We start from the raw sequence: 23,321 nt of genomic DNA on the forward strand, positions 1-23,321 counted from the left end.
TTTCTTTTGGATAAGATGGGTTGCGGGGTAAGCAACAGGGATAACAACATGGGTCAGGCTGCACCGCTAGGCGAGGATTTCGCGTTTTTCCGCCCCCACCAGTTTCTGGCGCGGGAAGGCGAGCCGCCCGATGGCCTTTTCCATCTGCAGGAAGGATGGGCCTGCCGCTACCGCCTGCTTGGCGACGGCCGTCGGCAGATCACCGCAGTGTACCTGCCGGGCGATTTCTGCGAGCCCTATTGGATCCTGGGACGCCTTCCTTCCCAGCCGGTGGTGGCGCTCACCAACGTTCGGGCGGCGAGAATGCCATGCCGGCTTCCCACGGGCGCCATGACCGACGGTCAGAAGCGGCTGTGGAGAAGCCTGGGTGAAAGCTGCGAGCGCCAGGCAAGCTGGCTTGTCACGCTCGGGCGCAAGACGGCCCTGGAAAGACTGGCGCACCTGCTGCTCGAACTGTTCGAACGGATGCGCAGGGCGGGCCTTGCCTATGGGCAGCAGTGCGCCCTGCCCCTGACACAGATGGATATTGCCGACCTCACCGGACTGACGCCCGTGCACGTCAACCGGACGCTGCAGTCCATGCGGGCAAGGGGCCTGGTCGAGTTGCAGGCCAAGTGGCTGCGCATCCCTGATATGCAGGCGTTGCGGGAAACGGCGGTGCTGACCCCCAATGAGGTCCTGGCCTAAGGACGGCGAAGAGGATGGCTGACCGGCGGCAGCAACGGCCGGTGTGTCCTGCCCTAGGCCGCGGCGGCGAAGCGGATCATCGTCGCGATCAGCCGGTCCGCCCACTCGCCGTCTTGCTCTCTGTCGGGCAGCAGCAATGTGCCGAGCAAGGCCGGCGGTCCCGCATAAGCCAGCGACCATCCCGAAAAACGGCGTGCGGCGACCGCCCCTTCCCGCACGATGCGCACGTCCCGGTGGCGCGCGTCCCGCTCGATGCTGCGCATCAGTTCGTCCACCGCCTCCCGGCTGCCCTCCAGCACCTGGACGAAATGGCTTTCGGCGAAGATCAGGGCGCCCGTGACGCCCAGCGAGGCGTTACGGAGGCGAGCCGCCGCCACCATGTCCTTGACCGCGCCCAAGCCGCCAGGACCGTCCAGATTGCTCTGGCTGACATATAAGAGCGCATAAACCATGGGCTTGCGTATCATCCCGAGTTTAACGCCCGATGACTGGCGCCGAGCCTTTCCGGCTGCTCATGGAACAACGCCCCCCTTCAAGGATTAGCCTTTCAGCCGTCTTCATGCGGCTCCCCCCAAAAGGATAACAGCTGCGACCATTTCAACTTCCAACGACCATGAGGATATCAGATCATACACTGTGGCCTCTTGTCGCGCGGCTCACCGGAAGGATCACGCTCTCCGAAGAAGACAGGATGGCGCTCGTCGCGCTTCCGCATCAGGTCCGACAGGCGGACGCCGGAGATTATATCGTCAAGGAGGGGGACAAGAGTTCCTCCTGCCACATCCTGCTGTCGGGCTTTGCGCATCGCCACCGCATATCGGCCGGGGGTGACCGCCATATCCTGGGCATCCAGGCAGAGGGCGACATCCTGAACCTCCCGTCCCTGCCGCCCGTCCCCTCGGACGACTTCGTCCAGGCGCTGACGCCGGTCCGGACGGCGGCCGTTCCGATCGACGCGATGCTGGAGCTCAACAGCATGCACCCGGCCATCGCCAATGCGCTGTGGCTGGAAATCACGGCCGAGGTTTCGGTGTTCCGGGCCTGGATATCCAATATGGGGAGGCGGGATGCGCGTGGGCGCATCGCGCACCTGTTCTGCGAACTGGTGATGCGCAGCCACCCTGCCGGGGGCGCCGACGGCTGCATGATGACATTGCCGTTGACCCAGATCGAGCTGGCCGATGCCACCGGAATGACCACGGTCCATGTGAACCGCACCCTGCGTGTTCTGGAGGAGCAGGGCTTCATCCGGCGCCATCGGCGGCAGATCACCATTCCCGATTGGCGGCGGCTGACGGAACTGGCCGACTTTCGACCCACCGCCTGGGCCAGCAGAAGCGATATCGCGTTGGACCGACCGGTGGAAATGTCTAACTAGGCGGCGCCGGCCCCAGCGCGGCAGCAAGCTCGTCCAGCCAAAGGGCGGCCGTTCCATCGGACGGGGCCCGCCAGTCGCCGCGCGGCGACAGGGCGCCGCCGGACGAGACCTTGGGCCCGTTCGGCAGGGCGGAACGCTTGAACTGGCTGATGGTGAAGAAACGGAACAGGAAATTGTCGAGCCAGCGCCGGATCGTGGGCAGGTCGTAAGCCAGCTTCGCGCTGTCGGGATAGCCGGGCGGCCAGTCGCCCGCGGCGGGATCGCGCCAGGCATGCCAGGCGAGATAGGCGACCTTCGAGGGCGGCTGGCCCGCGCGCACGATATGATGCAGGAAGAAGTCGTTGAGCGCATAGGGTCCGACCTTGCTCTCGGTGCTCTGGAGCGCGCCGTCGGCATCCGCGGGCACCAGCTCGGGCGAGATTTCCGTGCCCAATATGGCGGTCAGGATCGCCTGCGTCGGCGCATCGAACTGGTCGGTCGCGATGCACCAGCGGATGAGATACTGGATCAGCGTCTTGGGGACGCCGCTATTGACCGCATAATGGCTCATCTGGTCGCCGACGCCATAGGTGCACCAGCCCAGCCCCAGCTCCGACAGGTCGCCCGTCCCTACGACAAAGCCGCCATGCCGGTTGGCCAGACGGAACAGATAATCGGTGCGCAGCCCGGCCTGCACATTCTCGAACGTCACGTCATAGACCGGCTCTCCCTTCGCATAGGGATGGTCCATGTCGGCCAGCATCTGTCGCGCGGCGGGGCGGATGTCGATTTCCTCCCCCGTGACGCCCAGCGCATTCATCAGTGCCCAGGCGTTGGATTTGGTCTGCTCCCCGGTGGCGAAGCCCGGCATGGTGTAGCCGAGGATCGCGGAACGCGGCAGTCCCAGCCGGTCGCAGGCCTTGGCAGCGACGATCAACGCATGGGTGGAATCGAGCCCGCCCGACACCCCGATGACGAAATGCCTGCCCGCGGTTGCCCGGAAGCGAGTGACGAGCCCCTCCACCTGGATATTGAACGCTTCATAGCAATCGGCGTCGAGTTCGCGCGGATCGGCCGGCACGAAGGGGAAACGGCGGACCGGGCGATGGAGACCCGAACGGTCGCCGAGCGGCCGGAAAGGAAAGGCAATGCGACGGAAGCGCTGTTCGGGATGGCCCATGGCAGCCGCCGTGTCGTTGAAGGTGCCGTTCCGCATCCGCTCCAGCCGCAGCCGCTGCGTGTCGATGTCGGCGAAGGTCAGTTCCGGCGCGTCGCCGAAACGCGTCGATTCCGCCAGCAGATCGCCCATCTCGTGAACCATCGCCTGCCCGTCCCACGCCATGTCGGTGGTGCTTTCGCCCGGACCCGCCGCCGAATAGGCATAGGCCGCAATGCATCGTGCGGACTGGGCCGCCGACAGCAGATGCCGGTCGCGCGCCTTGCCGATCGTGATGTTGGAGGCCGAAAGATTGCAGAGGATCAGCGCTCCCGCTAGCGCCCCGAAGGTCGATGGCGGCAGCGGTGCCCAATAATCCTCGCAGATCTCCACGTTGAAGAGGAAGTCCGGCCGGTCCGCCGCGGCGAAGAGCAGGTCCGTGCCGAAGGGCGCGCGATGGCCGGCGACCTCCACCTCCAGCCCCGCCAGCCCAGCGCCCGGCGCGAACCAGCGCTTTTCATAATATTCCCGGTAGTTCGGCAGATAGCTTTTCGGCACGACACCCAGCAGCCTGCCGCCGCCGATCACCAGCGCCGTATTATAGAGCCGCCCGGCGCGGCGAACCGGAGCGCCGATGAGCAGCACCGGCAGGTCGGCGCTCGCCGCCACAAGCCGACCGATCTCTGCCTCGACCCGATCAAGCAGCGCCTCCTGCAGATGCAGGTCGTCGAGCGCGTAGGAGGAAAGCGACAGTTCGGGAAACAGGACCAGATCGGCGCCGCCGGCCGCCGCCTCTTGTGCCAGCGACAAGATGGCGGCCGCGTTCGCGCCGACATCCCCGACGCTGGCCGCCGGGGTCGCGGCGGCAAGTCGGACAAGTCCATGGGTTTCGATGGAGGCGAAGCGATCACTGGTCACGGACGGCATCGTCCATCATCTCCAGCGCCACCGCAATCGTCTTGATCCGAACCGGTCCACGGCCGATGTCACCGAAATGCTCTTCCCGATGCACCGTCCCCCCGCCGCGGCGTGCGCAGGCAAAGTGAACCAGGCCCGGCTCCTCGCCCGGCGGCGCGCTGCCGGCATAGCCCGTCACCGCAAGCGCGATGTCGGCGTGCGACTGGGCGAGTGACCCTTCGGCCATGGCGACAGCAACGTCGCGGCTCACGGCACCGCAGGCGTCGATCCGCTCCCGCGCAACCCCCAGCAACTCGCATTTGGCTTCCTCGCTATAGACCACGAAGCCGCGCTCAAAGGCGTGGCTCGCCCCTTCGACATCGGTAAGGAGCGAGGCAAGCAGCCCGCCGGTGCAGCTCTCGGCGGTCGCAATCTTCAGTTCCGCATCGCAGCAGGCGCTGAGCAGCGCCTCGGCTGCTTCCTCGACCCATGTCGGCAGGGCGGGAGAAAGGGTTTCGGCGGGGCCGCCGCCGTTTTGCGCACCCATTGCGGTTCAGTCCCGCGCTCGCTGATGGTGGGTCAAGGCCGTTCTTCCTCCGCGGCTCCTCCGGCGGTGGCGTCGCTGTCATAATCCTCCGGATTGCCGCCGCCGCCAGCCGCCGCGCCACTGCCTTCCACCACGCCCGATCCCTCGCTCGGGCGACGGCCCCGGTTGTGGTCGCTGCCCTGCGCGAGGGGCGTGGGCCTGGCGCTCTCGATATTCTCATCCTCGTCGCCTTGGTAGATGGGCGCGGAGAAGGGTTTGTTGCCCGAAGAAGATGGCCTACTCATCGCCGGCCTCCCGACTGCGTTCGCCGGCCTTTTCCTGGCCCGCCCGGCTATCCTGCTCCTCGCCGCGACGGGTCATCGTCTCGGGATTATAGTTGGATGGGATCGACCCGCCGCTTTCCGGGTCACGGGCCGGTTCGCGATCCAGCGTGTCGCTGGGACGCCGCGCCCCACCTTCGGGCTGGTTCTCGGTCGACAGGTTGGGGTCGCGCGTCCGTTCCGTGGGAAGCGGACGCTCGCTGCGGAACTGTTCGCTCATCATGTCTCTCCAAGCCCTATGCGGGCCGTTCTGTCAGGCCAGCTTCAGGCCCTCCTGGTTCATCCGCCGGGTGAGGCGGCTTGTCCCCGCCTCGTCGAGTGCCGCCTTGAGCCGGGGGAAGAGATCGTTTTCCTCCTGCCGCATATGGCGCTCGATATCGGCGCGGAACGCGGCAAGCTTTTCCCTGAACGTCTCGTCGTCCTTCACCAGGTCGGGGAGCTCGTAGAGATATTGCTTCACATAGCCGTGATCGTCGTTGAGGGCGTCGGCCTCCGCGTCCATCCCGGCGAGGCGCAGCGCGGGATAGATGGCGTTCTCTTCTTCCAGCGCATGCTTGCCGAGCGCATGCTTCAGTTGCGTCAGCAGAACCGTCCGCCTGCCGCTCGCGCCCGGCTCGGTATCGCGCAGCTTGTCGAACAGGGCGAGGGTCATCTTGTGCTCCAGCGCCAGCGCCTTGTCCCAGTCGCCCGCCAGCGCCGTGGGCGCCTGCACCGCAAGCTTGCGCCCGAAGGCGGCGAGCAGGGCCAGCGTGGCGCCGACACCCGCGCCGACCAGCGCATTGCCGCCGGTCGCGGCCTTGAAACGGGACATATGTGCGTGTGTTGCCATGGCGTCCTCCCGAGAATGATGGGGGCTCAACGATGCGCCCTTCGGTCGCGTTCCGTGGCCGCTGGAGCGAGGGCGACGGGCATTTACCTATGTTAGCGGGAAGACGCTTTGACCGGCTTTCGCGTCATGTCGGGGAACGGCTGCGCCCTCGACAGGGTTGCTTAGGCCATTCCCATTCAAGGAGGCACAGCATGTCGGATATCCGGACCTTCCGGGGCGATGACGCGCCGCTTACCACCGCCAAGGACCTGGAGCCGACCGACGCGACCGGCCCCCTGGGTAAGCCGAAGGGCGACAGCCTGGTGGGCAAGACGGTCACCATCAACCGGCCGCGGGAGCAACTCTATCGCTTTTGGCGCGACTTCAGCAATCTTCCCGCCTTTCTGGACAATGTGGTGTCCGTGGAACCGGTGGACGAAGGCCGGTCCCGCTGGACCGTGAAGGCCCCGGCCGGAAAAACGGTGGAGTGGACGTCGACCATCACGGAGGATCGGCCGGGCGAACTGATCGCCTGGGCATCGGAAGACGGGGCGGACGTGCCCAATAGCGGGCGGATCGATTTTCGCGACGCACCGGGCGGTCGTGGCACCTGGGTCACGGCGACCATCGCTTACGATCCACCCGGCGGATTCATCGGCAAGGTGATCGCCAAGATGTTCCAGCGGGAACCCGCGATCCAGGCCCGGCGCGACCTGCGCCGCTTCAAGCAACTGATGGAAACAGGCGAGATCGCGACGTCCGCATGGACCCGCCGCCAATATGAAGAGGAGATCGACTGATGCGGGCGCTCACCTGGCACGGAAAGCACGATGTTCGCGTCGACACCGTGGACGACCCCGAGATCATCAATCCCCGCGATGCGATCATCCGCGTAACCTCCACCGCCATCTGCGGGTCGGACCTCCACCTCTATGACGGCTATATCCCGACCATGAAGGCGGGCGACATATTGGGCCATGAATTCATGGGCGAGGTGGTGGAAGTCGGGTCCGGTTCCACGCTGAAGAAGGGGCAGCGCGTGGTGGTGCCCTTCACCATTGCCTGCGGTTCCTGCTTTCACTGCGGCAAGCATCAATATTCAGCCTGCGACAATGGCTTGCCGGCGGACAATCAGGATATCGCGCAGACCATCTATGGTCATCCGATGGCCGGGCTGTTCGGCTACAGCCACATGACCGGCGGCTATGCCGGGGGCCAGGCCGAATATGTCCGCGTTCCCTTTTCCGATGTGGGGCCGATCGTGATTCCCGAGGGGGTGGACGACGACAAGGTGCTGTTCCTGTCCGACATCCTGCCGACCGGCTGGCAGGCGGCGGAATATGCGCAGATCGAGCCGGGCGACACGGTCGCCGTCTGGGGCTGCGGCCCGGTCGGCCTGTTTTCCGTCCAGTCGGCCTTTCTGATGGGAGCCGAGCGGGTCATCGCCATCGACCATTTCCCGCACCGGCTTGAACTGGCCCGGCGGTTCGGCGCGGAGACCATCAATTTCGAGGACAGCAAGACCTATGAAGCGTTGCTGGAAATGACCGGCGGGATTGGCCCGGACGCCTGCATCGACGCCGTCGGCCTGGAAGCGCACGGCTTCTTCGCCGACAATGTCATCGACCAGATCAAGGCATCCACCTTCCTGGGCACCGACCGCGCCCATTCCATCCGCCAGGCGATCCTTGCCTGCCGCAAGGGCGGGCGCGTTTCCATGCCGGCGGTCTATGGCGGCTTCATCGACAAGTTCCCGCTCGGCGCCCTGATGGAGAAGGGCCTGACCCTCAAAACCGGTCAGACGCATGTGCAGCACTATATGCCCGGGCTGCTGAACGCGGTGCTGGAAGGGAAGATCGACACCACCTTCCTGATCAGCAACCGCCTGCCGCTCGAACAGGCGGCGGAAGGCTACCGCATGTTCCACGACCAACAGGACGAAGTGACGAAGGTGGTGCTCAAGCCCGGCATGGACCTGGCACGGGCCGCCTGATCGGAAGGAAAAACCCATGGCTTCCAGCAAATTCGCGATCGTGACCGGCGCATCCACCGGCATCGGCTTTGAACTGGCCCATCTCGCTGCTAGAGACGGATACGACCTTCTTGTCGTTGCGGACGAACCACTGATCGATGCTTCCGCCAGCGACTTTCGGCGACATGGCGTCGTGGTGGAGTCTGTCGAAGCCGATCTGGCGACGTTGGAAGGCGTGGACGCGCTGTTGGCAGCCGCGGGCGGGCGGCAGATCGACCTGCTCTGCGCCAATGCAGGGCGCGGCCTGGGCCACGGCTTTCTGGATCAGGAGGTGGCGGACTGGCGCCGGGTGATCGATACCAACATCACCGGAACGCTCTATCTGCTCCAGAAGGTGCTGCGGCCGATGGTCGCACGGAACGAAGGCAAGGTCCTTGTCACCGGATCGATCGCGGGCTTCATCCCCGGCAGCTTTCAGGCGGTCTACAACGGCACCAAGGCGTTCATCGACAGTTTCGCCGACGCGATCCGGAACGAGATCAAGGAGGCGGACGGGGTTAGCGTTACGACGCTCATGCCCGGCCCGACAGAAACGGAGTTTTTCGATCGCGCGGACATGCTCGACACCAAGGTCGGCACGCAGAAGAAGGATGATCCGGCCAAGGTCGCGAAAGATGGCTGGGACGCGCTGATGGCCGGCCGCCCGCATATCGTGTCGGGATGGAAGAACAAGCTGCAAGCCACGGCCGCCCATGTGACGCCTGCCGCCGTCATGGCCGAGCAGCATCGCGGCTTGGCGGAGCCGGGCTCAGGATCGCCTGAGGAATAACGTGCGGAGGCGGAACAACCCGCGCCACTCATAGCGAAGACGAGGTCTCCCCCGACGCACGAGATGTCCGCGCGGGCAAACTGGCGCGTCGGCGAGCCTTCACTCTCTGTTAGCCGCCCCCGACCATCGACGCATTGGTTTCAGGAACGGCGGCAGTTCGGGGCGCTTTGCGGCGCCGCCGCCCTTTCCGCGATCAGCTTGCATCTGTGGCATTGGCAAGGTCGTGCCAATCGCGGTGCGCCCCGTCCGAAGTCAGCGCCCGCTTCACGCCTTGAGACAGTTTCCTCACCGTTCGTCGATCGCCAGCATCGCCACGGATTTTGCGGGCAGTTCGACCGTCACGCCCTCGCCGCCGACACGGCCTTGGAAGGGACGGGGTGAGACCGTATCCGGCGCATCGAAAGTGTTGACGGAATTGACCTTGGGCGCCGTCAACAGCTGTCCGGTGGCCCCCTTTACCCGCACGCCCGGTATCTGCAGGCGCATCGTGGCGGGACGGTTTGGATCGACATTGACCAGCGACACCCACAATTTGCCAGCGGAATCGCGCACCGCGACCGCGTCCACGCGGGGCAGTTCGATGTCGCCCTGGCGATACTGGCCCGCATCATAGGCAACGGGCACGAAGGTCGCGTCCTGGAACGGCAGGTACATCTTGTGGATGTAATAGGTCGGGGTAAGGACCATCTTCTCCTTGTCGGTCAGGATCATCGCCTGGAGGACATTGACCATCTGCGCGATGTTGGCGCCACGGACGCGATCGGCGTGCCGCGCGAAGATGTTGAAGTTGAGCGCGGCGACGATCGCGTCGCGCATCGAGTTCTGCTGCTGCAGGAAGCCTTCCGGGCTGCCGGGCAGCTTCGCATACCAGGTGCCCCATTCGTCGACGATCAGCGGCACCTTCTTCTCGGGATCATATTTGTCCATGATCGCCGAGTGGGTGTTGATGAGATCCTCCATCCGCAGCGTCGCCTTGGTGATCTCCGCATATTCCTTCTCGCCAAAGTTCACACTGTCGTAGGACGCCGGAAATTTGATAACCGTATAGCTATGCATCGACAGGCCCTCGATGCTCCAGGTCCAGTCGCGCTCCTTCCACGCCTTCATCACCGCTTCGGTATAGCGGGTATCCTTGTCGTCCGGGCCGACGGCGATGCGGCGCATGGCGAGCGGGTTGTTCTCCCCCTGCTGCGCCGGGTTGTAGTTGCGCGAGAAGCGGCCGAAACGCTTCAGTTCGTCGATATAGGTTTCCGGCCGCATGTTGCCGCCGCAGCCCCAGCTTTCGTTGCCGATCCCCAGGAAGGCGACCTTCCACGGTTCCTTCCGGCCGTTGGCGGCGCGTTCCTGCCCGGCGGTGTTGCGGGTGTCGGCCGTCATATAGGCGACCCAGTCGGACGCTTCCTGATAGGTGCCCGATCCGACATTGACCGAGACATAGGCCTCGGCCCCGATCTGCTCGGCAAAGTCGAAAAACTCGTGGGTGCCGAACGCATTGTCCTCGATCGACCCGCCCCAGTTGGCGTTGACCGTGACTCGGCGCTTCTTGGGATCGCCGATGCCGTCGCGCCAGTGATATTCGTCGGCGAAGCAGCCGCCGGGCCAGCGGACATTGGGAACCCTGATCGCCTTGAGCGCGGCCACGACGTCGCTGCGGATGCCGCGCACATTTGGAATGGGCGAATCCTTGCCCACCCAGACGCCGCCATAGATGCCGGTGCCCAGATGCTCCGCGAACTGCCCGAAGATGTGACGGTCGACTTTCGCGCCGGGCTTGCTCGCCTCCACCCTGACGGCGATCGGCGCATCCTGCGCGACGGCCGGGCTAAGCGCGATCGCGGCGAGGGCCGCGCCGAGTGTGGCGATTGCGTTTTTCATGATGACCCACTCCCCTGAGGTTCTCGCGTGGCAGCCGCGAATGACCCTGGCCTTATAGTCGGACAAATGAGCGACGCAATCGGTGCGTCGCTGTGGCCGGCGATCAGAACTCTCGGCAGATCAGCGCGGTCCATATGTCTTCGGAAGATGGACGCGGGTCGCCTCTACATCCTTTTCGGTCATCCCGGAAAGGATGCCCGGGCGCCCGATTTCCGTCCGAGTCGCAGCGCATTGATCGCGACCACGCTCCACGCCACAGTCAGGCGGTCGGGCAATGCGCCCCGGTCTTCACCCAGGCTTCGATCAGGGCACCGAAGTCCTTCTGCGTGCCGGGCGCCTTCGTACGTCCCTCCCCGGGATCCCAGGCCCAGCCGACCAGATGATCGGTGTTCATATGGGTGACGATCTGGTCCAGGCTGCGCGATCCATTGCGCCTGGGGTCTTTCAATTGCGCGCAAATCTGCGGCAGTGTCAGTCCCTGCCATGCCATTTCGATCGGCGCCAATTGCCAATGGGCGTTGCCCGGCACGCTCGCAATACCCGCAGCGAAGGTTCGCGCATTGTCGCTACCGTGGCATGCGGCGCAGGGAAGCCCCTTGGGGCCGTGATTGCCGTCGTTAGCGACCATCAGCGGCACATGCTGGCGCATGTCGTCGCCCTGGGTGGGCGTGCGCGTGGCGGGATGACAATTGAGACAGCGGGGGCTCTGGATAACCTTCCCGGCCTCGGTGAACAGCGCCGCGGAACGCTCCGCCTGGTTCCGAATGCCCTCAAAACTCGCGACGGATCGGAGCGGCCTCTCCGGCGCGCCCGGTGCCGATATTCCTGCGGACCAGGCCGCACTGGCGGCGAAGACGAAGGCGGCGGCGCCAAGCGCCATGCTGGGTGACATGCTCATACGCGTTCCACCATCGAAGGAGGGAGCGGGAGTTCATGAAGCGGCTTTCCGGTCGCCGCGAAAACGGCGTTGACGATCGCCGGCGCGACGATCGCGGTGCCCGGCTCGCCGACGCCGCCCGGATCCTCCTTGCTGTCGATGATCACCACGTCGATCTTCGGTGTGTTGACCATGCGGACGACGGGATTGTCGTGAAAATTGGATTGGACGACGCGACCGTCCTTGATCGTGATGTTCGAATAGAGCGTGGCGGTCAGGCCGAACAGCAGGCCGCCTTCTATCTGCTGGCGGACGACATTGGGGTTGACCGCGATGCCGCAGTCGATCACCGCCGTCATCCGCTCGACCCGCACCTTCCCGGCGTCCATGCGGACCTGCGCCACCAACCCCATATGACTGCCGAACCCGGACTGGATGGCGATGCCGCGCGCCGTTCCCGCCGGCAGCGGCGATCCCCATCCCGATTCCCGCGCGAGGCGGTCCAGCAGCGTCATGATGCGCGAGTTCGGGGGCAATAGCCGCCGGCGATAGGCGACGGGATCGACACCGGCCCTGGCCGCCAGCTGGTCCATGACCGTTTCGACGACGAAGCCGTTGCGCGTTTCGCCCACGCCGCGCCAGTTGCCGACCAAGAGGCCTTCGGGCGGATCGTTGCGCACATAGTCGACCAACAGGTTGGGAAATTCATAGGGCCCGCTCGCCGCGTTGGTGGCGTCGAGGTCGACGCCGTCCTTCCACAGCAGCGATGGCAGGAACCACTGCATGATCGCCGGCGCGACGACGCGATGGTCGAACGCCACCGGATTGCCCTGCGCGTCGAGCGCGACCTTCACGCGGCTATGATTGTGGTATCGATAGGCGTCCTGCCGCGTGTCTTCCTCGCGGCTCCACACGACCTTGACGGGTGCCTTCACATCACGGGCGATCAGCGCGGCCTGGACGATCCATTCGGATTGCAACCGCCGCCCGAAGCCGCCGCCGATCAGATAGCTGTTGACCTTCACCTGGTCCTCGCCCAGCCCCAGCGCCTTGGCAACGTCGATCCGCGCCCTTCCGGGCACCTGGCTTCCCACCCAGATTTCGCAGGCGCCGTTGCGCACCTCGACGGTGCAATTGAGGGGTTCCATGGCCGCATGCGCGAGCATCGGCATGCGATAGTCGGCTTCAAAGGTACTCGCCGCGCCCGCAAAGGCCTTCGCGACGTCGCCCTTCGTATAGGCGGTGGCTCCCTTTTGAGCGAGGGCGGCATCGGCCTTGCTGACCAGATCGGCGGTCGAGAGGGAGGATAGACCGCCTTCCCATTGCGGCTGGATCGCCGCCAAGCCCTTCCGCGCGGCGCCGGTATGCCGTCCCACCACCGCAACGGCATTGGGCAGCGTCACCACCTGTGTCACGCCGCCCACGGCCAGCGCCGGCTTCGGGTCGACGCCTGCCAATTTCCCGCCAATGACCGGGCTCGCCTGAACGGCGGCATAGACCATGCCGGGCAGCCGCACGTCCAGTCCGAACAGCGCGGAGCCGTCCACTTTCGCCGCTGCATCGACGCGCGGCGCGCTGGTTCCGATGACCTTGAAGCCGCCCGTTTTGATCGGCGGATCGGCAGGGACCGGCATTTTCGACGCCGCGAGCGCGAGATCGCCGAAAGAGGCGCTCCGCTTGCTCGCCGCATGGACCACCCGGCCGTCCGCAAGCGTACAGTCGCCGGCTTTCACGCCCCATTGGCGCGCTGCCGCCTCGATCATCATGATCCTGGCCGATGCGGCGGCCTTGCGGATCGGGGCCCAGGATCCGCGCAGGCTGGCCGATCCGCCGGTGATCTGTTCCGCAAGGACAGGATGCGCGTAGAGTTTGTTTTCGCCCGGCGCGAGTACGGTCTTCACCATGCCGGGCGCCACTTCCAGTTCCTCCGCCACCAGCATCGCGATCGACGTCATCGCGCCCTGCCCCATCTCCGCATAGGGCACGGTGGCGGTAATCGCGCCGTCGCTGCCGATTGCGAGGATGGCATTGGGCCGGAAGGCCGCCTCCGCCGCCAGCGCCTGGTTCCCCTCCCCCAGCGGAAAGCCGAGCGCGAGACCTGCGGTGCCGGCGAGGCACACCGCAACGAAGCTGCGACGGTCCAGTTCGTGGGTCGCCATGTCAAACGGCTCCCTGCTTCGCCGCGGCGTGGATCGCCGCCCGTATGCGTGGATAAGTTCCACATCGGCAGATATTGCCAGACATCGCGCGATCGATCGCGCCGTCGTCAGGGGCAGGATTGGCCGTGAGCAGCGCGGCGGCCTGCATGATCTGCCCCGCCTGGCAATAGCCGCACTGGACGACCTCGACCTTCAGCCAGGCGTCCTGGACCGCCTTGCCGACCGGCGTTCCGCCCACGGCCTCTATTGTCAGAACATCGGCATCCCCCACCATGGATACCGGCAGGATGCAGGACCGACGCGGCTCGCCGCCCACATGGACGGTGCAGGCGCCGCACAACGCGACGCCGCAGCCGAATTTGGTCCCTGTCAGTCCAATGATGTCGCGGAGCACCCAGAGGAGCGGCGTATCCGGTTCGGAGTCGATCTCGTGAACCTTGCCATTAACCTTCAGCTTCACGGCATCCTCCCATGAACCGAGTCGTTAACGGAACGATTGTCCGCCAATATTGCGATCAATTCAAGGATTATGCATTCGCGACTGGAGCCAACGCCCGCTATTATTCCAAATCGTTTCCGGAATACTTCTGGACATTATCATGCGCAGGTGCAGCATAGGATCGGCCACCCAACATGACTTCTGCAACGGCTGGCGCGCCAGCCGTTGGTGGCCCCGACCTTATCCATGAGGGCTCGGGCCGTTGCTCACGCCTAACGCCCCGATCCATTCTGGGTCGCCGATCCCGCAGCGGAAGACCCTGGAGCAGAGGTCGGACTGTCGTCGGTCGACACGGCCCCGCGGGTGCTGGTCTCTCCATCCGTTCTCGCGCTGCCCGCGCCTTCGCCGGGGATACCGTCCGGCACGGTACCTGACGTGGTGTTGCTCGGGGCGAAAGTGGAGTCGCCGGAATCGGCTTGGTCCGTGGGTGCGCACGCGGCCAGAAGGGCAGCGCCCGCGGCGAGAGGAAGGATTTTCTGCATGGTCTTCTCCGGGCTGTACGCCGACCAACCATCGCCGCTGCCAGTCGTTCCAGGCCGTGACAGAAGATCTCCGCCTGACGGCGGGTCGACATTTTTCCCGGCCGCTCTACCCGGGCATCAAGAGGAAAAGGGCAAGGGCGGCTCATGGTCCCCGCCGAAGAGCTTCGCTATGGCCTCCATGACGACGGGCATGGCAAAGGGCTTGGGCAGGCGGGGCGTGGTGCGGTGTCCCGCGGGAATGGACCAGCTGTCGTAGCCGGTGAGGAACAGGTGCGGTACGGCGTCGCTGCGGAGCTGTTCGGCAAGGGAAAAGGAAGGCGTGCCACCCAGATTGACGTCGAGCACCGCAGCGTCGAGCCGGGTGGTCCCGGCGAGATGCTGCGCTTCGGCCAGATTGCCTGCCGGTCCGATTACCTCCGCGCCGGTCCCACACAACGCGCGCTTGAGGTCGGCCGCGATGAAATATTCGTCCTCCACGACGAGGATGCGTTTGCCCTGCAATGCTCCGGCCATCGTCGTCACTCCTTGTCGCCTGCAGCGCCGGATCGAAGCGGCACCGAGATCGAGCAGCGGATCCCGCCACTCCCGATATCCAGGCGGGTCGTCGCTCCCAGCTGGTACGGCAGGGCATCCTCGATCAGTTCGCGACCGAACCCTTCATGATGCGGCTGGACCGAAACGGCCGGAACCCCCTGTTCCTGCCATATAAGGTCAAGTCGCCTGCCGCCGCCCTGTTCCATGTTGACTGCCCAGCTTATTTTCAGCGATGCACCGGGCACCCTCAAGGCGCCATATTTCAAGGCATTGATCGTCAACTCATGAAAGGCGAGGCCAAGCAACTCCGCCTGATTGGGGTCCAACGCCACATCGGGTCCTTCGATCCCTACAAGCGGCCCGTCCCCAATGCCTACGCTGACCAGTTCGTCGCGGATCAGGTTCTCCAGGTCGATGTTTCCCGCCAGGCTGTGCGTCATGCCGAGCTGCGTACGCGCGAGCGCATCCAGCCGGCCGCGAAAATGGCTGCCGACCTCTTCGAGTGTCCCGCCATGCTCCACCGTGCGGCTGAACACGGAGCGCACGACCGTCAGGATATTGCGGACCCGGTTCTGAAGCTCGGCGAGCAGCAGTCGCTGCCTTTCCTGCAGGCCGCGCGCGACTAGAGCGTCGACCGCTACGCTGTTGTCCCGCGCATGATGGCGCCATCGCAACGCCGCCGAGGCGAACACCGAAAGGCTCGTCAGCAACCGCGCATCTTCTTGGTCGAAGGCGCGGTCATGCGCCATCCAGAGCATACCGACCGGAACGCCGTCGATCTGGAGCGGGACCAGCATCATCTCCCCTTTTGCGCCATCCTGCGCGGAGCCGTCCGCGCGCCTGAGCAGCAGCAGCTGGTTCTGCCGCACCACGTCACCGCAAGGGCCCTTATCGACGGGCGTCGTGACGCCTTTCAAGCGCGCGATGCCGCCGGAGAGTGCGTCCCATCGGAAAAGGTCATCGCCTTGCTGCATCATCACAATCCCGATGCCTGCGGACTGGGCAAGGCCGTTCGCGACGAGGAGATCGGTGAGCGTCTGGAGCACTTCGCCGGGCTGCTCGGCAAGCTGCCGCGCGAGGATGGAGAGCATCCTGTTTTCCAAGGCATGGTCCGACAGGCGCGCGGTCCGGCGCGCCAGTTCGTCCGTCATGGGAAAGCCGCCTGGGCAGGGAAGGGACTCGCCGGGCATGAGCATGAAACGCAATAGGGCATCCCCGGTGCCCCGGAAAAGCCCGCAGGCGCCGGAATCCCGCAATCGGGCAGCCTGCCTCGCTTTACCTGCTCTTTGGTCGATCGACCCAGCAAGAGCCGATGGGGACCGGCTGGATGGATCTTGTTCATCCAGTCGATCAGCCGGCGTCCGCAGCCGCCTGGGCCGAGGCCATGTCGGAAGGCAAATCCCATGACCATGAACAGCGCATGCGCGGCTGCGGCGGCGACTACCGCCGGTTCCTCGTCCGGGCCGAGCCACGGCGCGACGAACAACGCGCTCGCGGCCCTGCTGCGGGAGCGCGGCATTCCCTTCGCTTTCACCACCGGCTATGACGACCGGGCTTTGCCGGAACGCTTCGCCGACATTCCCGGATCGAGAAGCCCTTTCTGAACCATGTTCTGGGGGCCGTGCTGGACCGGCTGCTCACCTCCGCCCTATAGGGCGCGGATGCTCGACATTCGCGAAGACGACCTCACCCATCCGCAGACCCGTGCGCTGCTGGCGCTGCACCTTAGGGGGATGCGGACCACTTCGCCTGCGGAAAGCGTGTTCGCGTTGGACTTGTCCGGGTTGCGGGCGCCCGACATCACGGTTTGGACCGCATGGATCGGCGATAACATCGCGGGTGTGGCGGCGCTGCGGGCACTCGCCCCGAACCATGGCGAGATCAAGTCGATGCGCACCCATCCCGACCATCTGCGCAAGGGCGTAGCCGCGGCGTTGCTGCGGCACATCGTCGCGCAGGCGAGCGGGCGCGGCATGGCCCGGCTCAGCCTGGAGACCGGGAGCGGGGCGGCGTTCGAACCGGCGCTGGCGCTCTACAGGGCGCACGGGTTCGAGAACGGACCGGCGTTCGGGGATTATACGGCCAGCGCCTTCAACCAGTTCCTGCACCGGCGCTGCTGATCGGTCAGGCGGCCCGATCCCTTATCCAGGCAGCAACCTGCTCTCCGATCGCGCGGAAGGCATTGGCATGGGGGCCATCCCCGGCCGCAGGGGGATCGCCCGCGTCGGACTGGCGGCGGATGTCGATGGCGAGCGGGATGCGGCCGAGGAAAGGCAGGCCCATTTCCGCCGCCGCGATCTCCGCGCCGCCATGGCCGAAGGGATCGGACGCCTCGCCGCAATGCGGGCAGACATAGCCGGCCATGTTCTCGACCAGCCCGATCACGGGGACCTGTGCCTGTTCGAACAGGCTGATGGCGCGGGCGGCGTCGATCAAGGCCAGATCCTGCGGCGTGGAGACGATCAGCGCGCCCATCGGCTTGTGCTTCTGGACCATGGAAAGCTGGATGTCGCCAGTGCCGGGCGGCATGTCCACCACCAGCACGTCGACATCGCCCCACTCGGCATCGACCAGCTGCCCCAGGGCATTGCCCGCCATCGGCCCGCGCCAGGCGAGCGCCTTGCCCGGTTCCACCAGATGCGCCATCGACAGCATCGGCACGCCATGGAGGCTTTCCACCGGGATCATCTTCTTCTCGCGCGCCTGGGGCTTCCTGCCTTCGCTCGCCATCAGCTTCGCCTGCGAGGGACCGTAGATGTCGGCATCCACCAGCCCGACGCGCATGCCCGCGCGCTGCAGCGCGATCGCGAGATTGGCCGAGAGGGTGGATTTCCCCACCCCACCCTTGCCGGAGGCGACGGCTATGATGCGTGGCGCGCGGCGCTCGGCGGTCATGACGATCCGCACGTCCTCCACCCCCTCCACCGTCAAGGCGCCTTCGCGAATGGCGGCCGAAACTCCCTCGCGCTGCGCCTCGCCCAGACCGCCGACGTCGAGCGCGATCGTCATCACCCCATCCTTCACCCGGGGGGGGCTGGCGCGCCCGTCGGTCAGGGCGTGAAGGCGGGCGGCGAAGCTGTCGATGTCGGTCATGGCGGCCCCTTAGGCAAGTTTCCCCGACAAGGGCACTGTTTTTCGCGCGCAGGGCTTCCTATAGAGACCCCATGAAGAGAATTTTCGGGTGGGTACCCGGCATCGCGAGCGCAATGGCCCAGGGTCCCTGGGGCGGAAAAGGCGACGGGCCGGACGGAAACGACGGGCCGGGCAAGGGCAGTGACGGCGGCGGGCCGCGCAATCCCTGGACCCAGCCGGGTCGGCCGGCCGGGCAGAAGGGCCCCTCCACGATCGAGGAACTGCTGCGCCGCGGGCGGGAAAGCTTCGGCAATCGCGGCGGTGGCGGCTTCGGCAACCTGCCGCCCCGGCCGTCGGGCAAGGCGCTGTGGCCGGCGGCCATCGCCATCCTGATCGTGCTGTGGCTGGTCCTCACCTGTTTCCACCGGGTTGGCCCGCAGGAGCGCGGCGTCGTGACCTTCGTGGGCAAGTACAGCCGCACGCTCACGCCGGGCATCAGCCTGACGCTGCCCGCGCCGTTCGAAACCGTGACCACGGTGGACGTCGAGGAGATCCGCACGATCGACATCGGGTCGGCGAGCGCGGAGAGCGAAAATCTGGTGCTGACCGGCGACCAGAACATCATCGACCTCGCCTATTCGGTGCGCTGGAACATCCGCAATCCCGAACTCTACCTGTTCCAGCTGTCCGACCCCGACGCCACCGTGCGTGAGGTCGCCGAGAGCGCAATGCGTTCCGTGCTCGCCAGCGTCAGCCTGGACGATGCGCTGGGCGCCGGCCGCACCGCGATCGAGCAGCAGGTCGAGCAGCGGATGCAGGAGATACTGGACGGATACCGATCGGGCATCCGCATCCAGGGCGTCGCGATCAAGCAGGCCGATCCGCCGACCGCCGTCAACGACGCCTTCAAGGCGGTGTCGGCCGCGCAGCAGACGGCGCAGACCTATCTCAACGAAGCCCGCGCCGCCGCGCAGCAGGTGACGGCCAAGGCGCAGGGTGAGGCCGCCGCGTTCGACAAGGTGTACGAGCAGTACCGCCTGTCCCCCGATGTGACGCGTCGCCGCATGTATTACGAAACCATGGAGGGCGTCCTGTCCACGGTCGACAAGACCATCGTCGAGGGCAACAACGTCACGCCCTATCTGCCGCTGCCCGAAATGAAGAAGCGAGCCCAGGCCACGCCTTCGGCCACGGCGGAGGGCCAGTGATGCGCAATCCCATCCTCCTCGCCCTCGCCGCGATCTTCGTGCTGCTGATCTTGGGCAGCACCATCGCGATCGTGCCGGAAACCAAGCAGGGCGTCATCGTCCGCTTCGGCGAGCCGCAGACGATCCTCAACCGATATCAGCCCAATGAGGATTTCGGCAGGACCGGCGCGGGCATCATCTGGCGCTGGCCGTTCATCGACCAGATCGTCTGGATCGACAAGCGCGTGCTGTCGGTCGAGATGGAGCGGCAGCAGGTGCTGTCGACCGACCAGCTGCGGCTGCAGGTCGACGCCTTCGCCCGTTATCGCATCGTCGATCCGCTGCGCATGTACATCGCGGCGGGCAGCGAGGAGCGCGTGTCGGACGCGCTGCGCCCGATCCTGGGTTCGGCGCTGCGCAACGAGCTGGGCAAGCGGCCCTTCGCCGCGCTGCTCTCCCCCGAGCGCGGGCAGGTGATGGACAATATCGAGGCGGGCCTGAACCGCGTCGCCCGCCAGTACGGCGCGCAGATCGTCGACGTGCGGATCAAGCGCGCCGACCTGCCCGACGGCGCGCCACTGGAAAGCGCCTTCACCCGCATGCGCACCGCGCGCGAGCAGGAGGCGCTCACCATCCGCGCGCAGGGCGCCAAGCAGGCGCAGATCATCCGCGCCGAGGCCGACGCGAACGCCGCGCGCATCTATGCCGAAAGCTACGGCAAGGATCCGGATTTCTACGATTTCTACCGGGCCATGCAGAGCTATCGCTATACTTTCGCGCCGGAGCGGAGCGGGCAGACGTCGATCATCCTGTCGCCGGACAATGAATTCCTGCGCCAGTTCCAGGGACGACGTTAACAATGAGTCATTTTGCGCGGGGATCATTACGGAACCAGCGCCATTCAATGAGGGTTAAGGGACGGCGGCGCAATCTTGGGCTCTCCTTTAGAGTCCCGCCTTCCATTTCCTGAAGATCATGAGAGGACCGTCACGAGTGCGTTACGCTTATGCCATTACCGGCGCCCTGCTGCTCGGCGGCACCGCCATCGCCGTCACCACCAGCAGCAATGTCGGCGCGCAGACCGCACAGAATGAGGGGATGCAGGCCGCCGCTCCGGCCGGCGCGCCCGCCAGCCTGGCCGACATGGTGGAAAAGCTGCAGCCCGCCGTGGTCAACATCTCCACCAAGCAGCGCGTGCAGGTGCAGAACCCCTTCGCCGGCACACCCTTCGGCGACCTGTTCGGCTTCGGCCAAGGCGGCGGTGGCCAACCGCAGACCCGGCAGGCGCAGTCGCTGGGATCGGGCTTCCTGATTTCGGCCGACGGCTACATCGTCACCAATAACCACGTGGTCTCCGCCGGCGCCGAAGGCGCAACGGTGGATTCTATCACCGTGACGCTCACCAACCGCGAGGAATATCCGGCCAAGCTGGTCGGGCGCGACGCGGCGACCGACATCGCTGTGCTGAAGATCGAGCCGAAAAAGGCCCTGCCCTATGTGAAGTTCGGCGACAGCACCAAGGCGCGCGTGGGCGACTGGGTGGTCGCGATCGGCAATCCCTTCGCCCTGTCGGGTACCGTCACCGCCGGCATCATCTCGGCCGTCCACCGTTCGACCGGCGCCGCCTACGACAAGTTCATCCAGACCGACGCCTCGATCAACCAGGGCAATTCGGGTGGCCCGATGTTCGACATGCATGGCAATGTGATCGGCATCAACAGCCAGATCCTGTCGCCTTCGGGCGGCAATGTCGGCATCGGTTTCGCCATTCCGTCCGAGCAGGCGGCGCCGATCGTGGACACGCTGCGCAAGGGCGAGAAGGTACGTCGCGGCTATCTGGGCATCCAGATCACGCCGCTGGGCGAGGACATGGCCGATTCGCTCGGCCTCGCCAAGAACCAGGGTGAGTTCGTTCAGGGCGTCGAGCCCGGCAAGGGCGCCGACAAGGCCGGCATCAAGGCGGGCGACGTGATCGCCAGCGTCAACGGCCAGAACGTGACGCCCGAGCAGAACCTGTCGTCGATCGTCGCCAGTCAGCCGATCGGCGCGCGCGTTCCGATCGTCATCATCCGCAACGGTCAGCGCCAGACCGTGAATGCCGTGGTCGGCGAGCGCCCGTCCGAGGATGAGCTCACCAATTTCGCGCAGCAGCCCGACGAGGACTTCAGCCAGCAGGCGCCGGGCAATGGCGGTGCGGCGAACCAGCAGTCGCTGGGCATCGCGGCGATCCCGCTGACCCCCGGCATCATCCGCCAGCTGGGCGTGCCGAATGACACGCGCGGCATCGTCATCACGTCCGTCGACGGATCGACCGATGCGGGCGCCAAGGGCCTGCGTCGCGGCGACGTGATCATCACCGCCAACAACCGCCCGGTCGCCAGCCAGGCGGACCTCGACGCGCAGGTGAAGGCGGTCGCCGCCCAGGGCCGCAACGCCATCCTGCTGCAGGTGCTGCGGCGCGGCCAGCCGGCGATCTTCCTGCCGGTACGCCTGCGCGACAAATAAGGCGCGGTTTCCGCGACATGACGCCCGTTCGGCCTGCGCCTGCCGAAGCCCCGTTCGTCCTTGAAAGAAGGACCAGGCTTCGGCAGGCTCGGGACGGACGGGTTTTCTTTTGGGGGGGACGCAGATGAGCGACGGCATCTTCATCGGGCTGGGCGCGCCGGACAAGGACGGCGGCATCCCGCAGACGCTGAACCTGCGCCGGGCGAACCGCCACGGCCTGATCGCGGGCGCGACAGGCACGGGCAAGACCGTCACGCTTCAGGGCATCGCCGAAAGCTTCTCCGCGCTCGGCGTTCCCGTGTTCATGGCCGACGTGAAGGGCGACCTGTCGGGCATCGCCATGGCCGGATCCCCCACCGCGAAGAACGCCGACAAGCTGGCCGCGCGCGCCAAGGAGATCGGCGTCGAGAACTACGTCTATGCCGACAATCCGGCGATCTTCTGGGATCTCTACGGCGAGCAGGGCCATCCGATCCGCACAACCGTCAGCGAGATGGGGCCGCTGCTGCTCGCGCGGCTGATGGGGCTCAATGAAACGCAGGAAGGCGTCCTGTCCATCGCCTTCAAATATGCCGACGAGGAAGGGCTGCTGCTGCTCGACCTCGGCGATCTCCAGTCGATGCTCGCCTATTGCGCCGAGAATGCCGACGACCTGTCGGCCCGCTACGGCAACGTCACCAAGGCGAGCGTCGGCGCGATCCAGCGCCAGCTGCTCCAGCTCGAAGCCCAAGGCGGCGACCATTTCTTCGGCGAGCCCGCGCTCGACATCCACGACATGCTGAAGCTGGACGAAAAGGGGCGCGGATATGTCAACATCCTCGCCGCCGACAAGCTGATGCAGAGCCCCAAGCTCTACGCCACCTTCCTGCTGTGGCTGCTGTCCGAACTGTTCGAGACGCTGCCGGAGGTGGGCGATCCCGACAAGCCGGTGCTGGTCTTCTTCTTCGACGAGGCGCATCTGCTGTTCGACGATGCGCCCAAGGCGCTGACCGACAAGATCGAGCAGGTCGTCCGCCTGATCCGGTCGAAGGGCGTGGGCGTCTATTTCGTGACGCAGAATCCGATCGACATTCCCGAGGATGTCGCGGGGCAGCTGGGCAACCGGGTGCAGCACGCGCTGCGCGCCTTTACGCCGCGCGACCAGCGCGCGATCAAGGCGGCGGCAGAGACCTTCCGCGTCAATCCCGAGCTCGACGTCGAGACCGCCATTACCGAGCTGAAGGTCGGCGAGGCGCTGGTATCGCTGCTGCAGGAGGACGGGTCGCCCGGCATAGTCCAGCGCACGCTGATCGCCCCGCCGCGATCGCGCGTCGGGCCGGTCGAGCCCAAGGAGCGGGCAATCATCCAGTCGATCTCGCCCTGCGCGGACAAGTACGACACCGCCGTCAACCGGGAGTCGGCGCAGGAAATCCTGGCCGCGCGCGGACAGGCCGCGGCCGCCGCTGCGCAGGCCGCCAAGGCGAAGGAGGAAGCCGACAAGGCCGCCGCTGCCCAAGCCAAGGTCGAGGCGAAGCAGCGCGAGGCGGAGCTGAAGGAGCAGGCCCGCCGCGACGCCGCC

24 protein-coding genes are annotated in these 23,321 nt (G+C 65.9%); 11 read left to right on the forward strand and 13 right to left on the reverse strand.

Features of this window, described 5'->3' with window-relative positions; genetic code table 11:
- Positions 1–48: 48 nt before the first annotated feature.
- On the forward strand, positions 49–687 hold the full coding sequence (locus M529_RS36615) for a Crp/Fnr family transcriptional regulator (protein ID WP_021318237.1): 639 nt from the start codon (positions 49–51) through the stop codon (positions 685–687).
- Positions 688–740: 53 nt separating this feature from the next.
- Here the strand turns inward: M529_RS36615 and M529_RS36620 are convergent, their stop codons facing one another.
- Positions 741–1,139, reverse strand: a complete 399-nt coding sequence (locus M529_RS36620; protein WP_031295018.1) for a BLUF domain-containing protein — start codon at positions 1,137–1,139, stop codon at positions 741–743.
- A gap of 239 nt (positions 1,140–1,378) precedes the next feature.
- Here M529_RS36620 and M529_RS36625 point away from each other — a divergent pair, with 239 nt between their 5' ends.
- A complete protein-coding gene (locus M529_RS36625; RefSeq protein ID WP_021318239.1) occupies positions 1,379–2,065 on the forward strand; it encodes a Crp/Fnr family transcriptional regulator in 687 nt (228 codons plus the stop codon).
- On the opposite strand, the gene M529_RS36630 is transcribed toward M529_RS36625, so the two are convergent.
- The 5 genes from M529_RS36630 to M529_RS36650 are packed head-to-tail and all read right to left on the reverse strand — an operon-like array spanning position 2,058 to position 5,775.
- Entirely contained in the window at positions 2,058–4,127 is a 2,070-nt protein-coding gene (locus M529_RS36630) for an NAD(+) synthase (RefSeq protein WP_021318240.1), read from the reverse strand. The genes M529_RS36625 and M529_RS36630 overlap by 8 nt on opposite strands.
- A complete protein-coding gene (locus M529_RS36635) occupies positions 4,108–4,644 on the reverse strand; it encodes a CinA family protein (RefSeq protein ID WP_021318241.1) in 537 nt (178 codons plus the stop codon). The genes M529_RS36630 and M529_RS36635 overlap by 20 nt, the downstream gene beginning before the upstream one ends.
- Before the next feature lie 32 nt (positions 4,645–4,676).
- Positions 4,677–4,928: a hypothetical protein gene (locus M529_RS36640; RefSeq protein ID WP_021318242.1), complete on the reverse strand. Its 252-nt coding sequence runs from the start codon at positions 4,926–4,928 to the stop codon at positions 4,677–4,679.
- Positions 4,921–5,187 (reverse strand): hypothetical protein, encoded by a 267-nt coding sequence (locus tag M529_RS36645; RefSeq protein WP_021318243.1) that lies wholly within the window; start codon positions 5,185–5,187, stop codon positions 4,921–4,923. The genes M529_RS36640 and M529_RS36645 overlap by 8 nt, the downstream gene beginning before the upstream one ends.
- Positions 5,188–5,217: 30 nt before the next feature.
- Positions 5,218–5,775, reverse strand: a complete 558-nt coding sequence (locus M529_RS36650) for a hemerythrin domain-containing protein (protein WP_021318244.1) — start codon at positions 5,773–5,775, stop codon at positions 5,218–5,220.
- 209 nt (positions 5,776–5,984) lie between these two features.
- Between M529_RS36650 and M529_RS36655 the strand changes: the two genes are divergently transcribed.
- Genes M529_RS36655 through M529_RS36665 form a run of 3 tightly spaced genes read left to right on the forward strand, consistent with a single transcriptional unit; the run spans position 5,985 to position 8,573 of the window.
- The gene (locus M529_RS36655) at positions 5,985–6,572 is read left to right on the forward strand and encodes an SRPBCC family protein (RefSeq protein WP_021318245.1); all 588 of its coding nucleotides are present in this window, start codon (positions 5,985–5,987) and stop codon (positions 6,570–6,572) included.
- Positions 6,572–7,765, forward strand: coding sequence for a zinc-dependent alcohol dehydrogenase (locus tag M529_RS36660; RefSeq protein WP_021318246.1), 1,194 nt, complete (start codon positions 6,572–6,574; stop codon positions 7,763–7,765). Before M529_RS36655 ends, M529_RS36660 begins: the two co-directional genes overlap by 1 nt.
- 16 nt (positions 7,766–7,781) lie before the next feature.
- Positions 7,782–8,573 carry an SDR family NAD(P)-dependent oxidoreductase gene (locus tag M529_RS36665; RefSeq protein ID WP_021318247.1) on the forward strand — a complete coding sequence of 264 codons (792 nt, stop codon included), beginning with the start codon at positions 7,782–7,784 and terminating at the stop codon, positions 8,571–8,573.
- Positions 8,574–8,858: 285 nt separating this feature from the next.
- Here the strand turns inward: M529_RS36665 and M529_RS36670 are convergent, their stop codons facing one another.
- From M529_RS36670 to M529_RS47785, 6 genes are all read right to left on the reverse strand, one after another.
- Positions 8,859–10,448 (reverse strand): alpha-N-arabinofuranosidase, encoded by a 1,590-nt coding sequence (locus M529_RS36670; RefSeq protein ID WP_021318248.1) that lies wholly within the window; start codon positions 10,446–10,448, stop codon positions 8,859–8,861.
- A 259-nt stretch (positions 10,449–10,707) separates the two neighbouring features.
- A complete protein-coding gene (locus tag M529_RS36675; RefSeq protein ID WP_021318249.1) occupies positions 10,708–11,346 on the reverse strand; it encodes a hypothetical protein in 639 nt (212 codons plus the stop codon).
- Positions 11,343–13,484 (reverse strand): xanthine dehydrogenase family protein molybdopterin-binding subunit, encoded by a 2,142-nt coding sequence (locus M529_RS36680; protein WP_021318250.1) that lies wholly within the window; start codon positions 13,482–13,484, stop codon positions 11,343–11,345. The genes M529_RS36675 and M529_RS36680 overlap by 4 nt, the downstream gene beginning before the upstream one ends.
- Before the next feature lies 1 nt (position 13,485).
- Positions 13,486–13,944 (reverse strand): (2Fe-2S)-binding protein, encoded by a 459-nt coding sequence (locus M529_RS36685; RefSeq protein WP_021318251.1) that lies wholly within the window; start codon positions 13,942–13,944, stop codon positions 13,486–13,488.
- Between the two features lie 638 nt (positions 13,945–14,582).
- Complete coding sequence (locus M529_RS36690; RefSeq protein ID WP_021318252.1) at positions 14,583–14,978, reverse strand: response regulator; 396 nt, start codon at positions 14,976–14,978, stop codon at positions 14,583–14,585.
- A gap of 5 nt (positions 14,979–14,983) precedes the next feature.
- On the reverse strand, positions 14,984–16,150 hold the full coding sequence (locus M529_RS47785) for a sensor histidine kinase (RefSeq protein WP_051184052.1): 1,167 nt from the start codon (positions 16,148–16,150) through the stop codon (positions 14,984–14,986).
- A gap of 176 nt (positions 16,151–16,326) precedes the next feature.
- Between M529_RS47785 and M529_RS50310 the strand changes: the two genes are divergently transcribed.
- Together M529_RS50310 and M529_RS36700 are read left to right on the forward strand one after the other, a co-directional pair.
- A complete protein-coding gene (locus M529_RS50310; RefSeq protein WP_408021277.1) occupies positions 16,327–16,545 on the forward strand; it encodes a PAS domain-containing protein in 219 nt (72 codons plus the stop codon).
- Between the two features lie 115 nt (positions 16,546–16,660).
- Positions 16,661–17,119: a GNAT family N-acetyltransferase gene (locus tag M529_RS36700; protein WP_021318255.1), complete on the forward strand. Its 459-nt coding sequence runs from the start codon at positions 16,661–16,663 to the stop codon at positions 17,117–17,119.
- Positions 17,120–17,123: 4 nt separating this feature from the next.
- Here M529_RS36700 and M529_RS36705 read toward each other — a convergent pair whose 3' ends face one another.
- Positions 17,124–18,092, reverse strand: coding sequence for an Mrp/NBP35 family ATP-binding protein (locus tag M529_RS36705; protein WP_021318256.1), 969 nt, complete (start codon positions 18,090–18,092; stop codon positions 17,124–17,126).
- A 71-nt stretch (positions 18,093–18,163) separates the two neighbouring features.
- Between M529_RS36705 and hflK the strand changes: the two genes are divergently transcribed.
- The 4 genes from hflK to M529_RS36725 all read left to right on the forward strand — a co-directional run.
- Positions 18,164–19,279: an FtsH protease activity modulator HflK gene (hflK, locus tag M529_RS36710; protein WP_031295025.1), complete on the forward strand. Its 1,116-nt coding sequence runs from the start codon at positions 18,164–18,166 to the stop codon at positions 19,277–19,279.
- On the forward strand, positions 19,279–20,115 hold the full coding sequence (hflC, locus tag M529_RS36715; RefSeq protein ID WP_021318258.1) for a protease modulator HflC: 837 nt from the start codon (positions 19,279–19,281) through the stop codon (positions 20,113–20,115). The genes hflK and hflC overlap by 1 nt, the downstream gene beginning before the upstream one ends.
- 136 nt (positions 20,116–20,251) lie before the next feature.
- Entirely contained in the window at positions 20,252–21,763 is a 1,512-nt protein-coding gene (locus tag M529_RS36720) for a Do family serine endopeptidase (RefSeq protein WP_021318259.1), read from the forward strand.
- 124 nt (positions 21,764–21,887) lie between these two features.
- A partial coding sequence (locus tag M529_RS36725) for a helicase HerA-like domain-containing protein (protein WP_021318260.1) occupies positions 21,888–23,321 on the forward strand: 1,434 nt, incomplete at its 3' end.

The organism is Sphingobium ummariense RL-3 (assembly GCF_000447205.1).
GTDB classification, from domain to species: domain Bacteria; phylum Pseudomonadota; class Alphaproteobacteria; order Sphingomonadales; family Sphingomonadaceae; genus Sphingobium; species Sphingobium ummariense.

Coding starts and splice junctions, on each gene's coding strand:
- M529_RS36615 (WP_021318237.1), top strand. CDS start 49: ATGGGTCAGGCTGCACCGCTAGGCGAGGATTTCGCGTTTTTCCGCCCC.
- M529_RS36620 (WP_031295018.1), bottom strand. CDS start 1,139: ATGGTTTATGCGCTCTTATATGTCAGCCAGAGCAATCTGGACGGTCCT.
- M529_RS36625 (WP_021318239.1), top strand. CDS start 1,379: ATGGCGCTCGTCGCGCTTCCGCATCAGGTCCGACAGGCGGACGCCGGA.
- M529_RS36630 (WP_021318240.1), bottom strand. CDS start 4,127: ATGCCGTCCGTGACCAGTGATCGCTTCGCCTCCATCGAAACCCATGGA.
- M529_RS36635 (WP_021318241.1), bottom strand. CDS start 4,644: ATGGGTGCGCAAAACGGCGGCGGCCCCGCCGAAACCCTTTCTCCCGCC.
- M529_RS36640 (WP_021318242.1), bottom strand. CDS start 4,928: ATGAGTAGGCCATCTTCTTCGGGCAACAAACCCTTCTCCGCGCCCATC.
- M529_RS36645 (WP_021318243.1), bottom strand. CDS start 5,187: ATGATGAGCGAACAGTTCCGCAGCGAGCGTCCGCTTCCCACGGAACGG.
- M529_RS36650 (WP_021318244.1), bottom strand. CDS start 5,775: ATGTCCCGTTTCAAGGCCGCGACCGGCGGCAATGCGCTGGTCGGCGCG.
- M529_RS36655 (WP_021318245.1), top strand. CDS start 5,985: ATGTCGGATATCCGGACCTTCCGGGGCGATGACGCGCCGCTTACCACC.
- M529_RS36660 (WP_021318246.1), top strand. CDS start 6,572: ATGCGGGCGCTCACCTGGCACGGAAAGCACGATGTTCGCGTCGACACC.
- M529_RS36665 (WP_021318247.1), top strand. CDS start 7,782: ATGGCTTCCAGCAAATTCGCGATCGTGACCGGCGCATCCACCGGCATC.
- M529_RS36670 (WP_021318248.1), bottom strand. CDS start 10,448: ATGAAAAACGCAATCGCCACACTCGGCGCGGCCCTCGCCGCGATCGCG.
- M529_RS36675 (WP_021318249.1), bottom strand. CDS start 11,346: ATGAGCATGTCACCCAGCATGGCGCTTGGCGCCGCCGCCTTCGTCTTC.
- M529_RS36680 (WP_021318250.1), bottom strand. CDS start 13,484: ATGGCGACCCACGAACTGGACCGTCGCAGCTTCGTTGCGGTGTGCCTC.
- M529_RS36690 (WP_021318252.1), bottom strand. CDS start 14,978: ATGGCCGGAGCATTGCAGGGCAAACGCATCCTCGTCGTGGAGGACGAA.
- M529_RS47785 (WP_051184052.1), bottom strand. CDS start 16,150: ATGACGGACGAACTGGCGCGCCGGACCGCGCGCCTGTCGGACCATGCC.
- M529_RS50310 (WP_408021277.1), top strand. CDS start 16,327: ATGGATCTTGTTCATCCAGTCGATCAGCCGGCGTCCGCAGCCGCCTGG.
- M529_RS36700 (WP_021318255.1), top strand. CDS start 16,661: ATGCTCGACATTCGCGAAGACGACCTCACCCATCCGCAGACCCGTGCG.
- M529_RS36705 (WP_021318256.1), bottom strand. CDS start 18,092: ATGACCGACATCGACAGCTTCGCCGCCCGCCTTCACGCCCTGACCGAC.
- hflK (WP_031295025.1), top strand. CDS start 18,164: ATGAAGAGAATTTTCGGGTGGGTACCCGGCATCGCGAGCGCAATGGCC.
- hflC (WP_021318258.1), top strand. CDS start 19,279: ATGCGCAATCCCATCCTCCTCGCCCTCGCCGCGATCTTCGTGCTGCTG.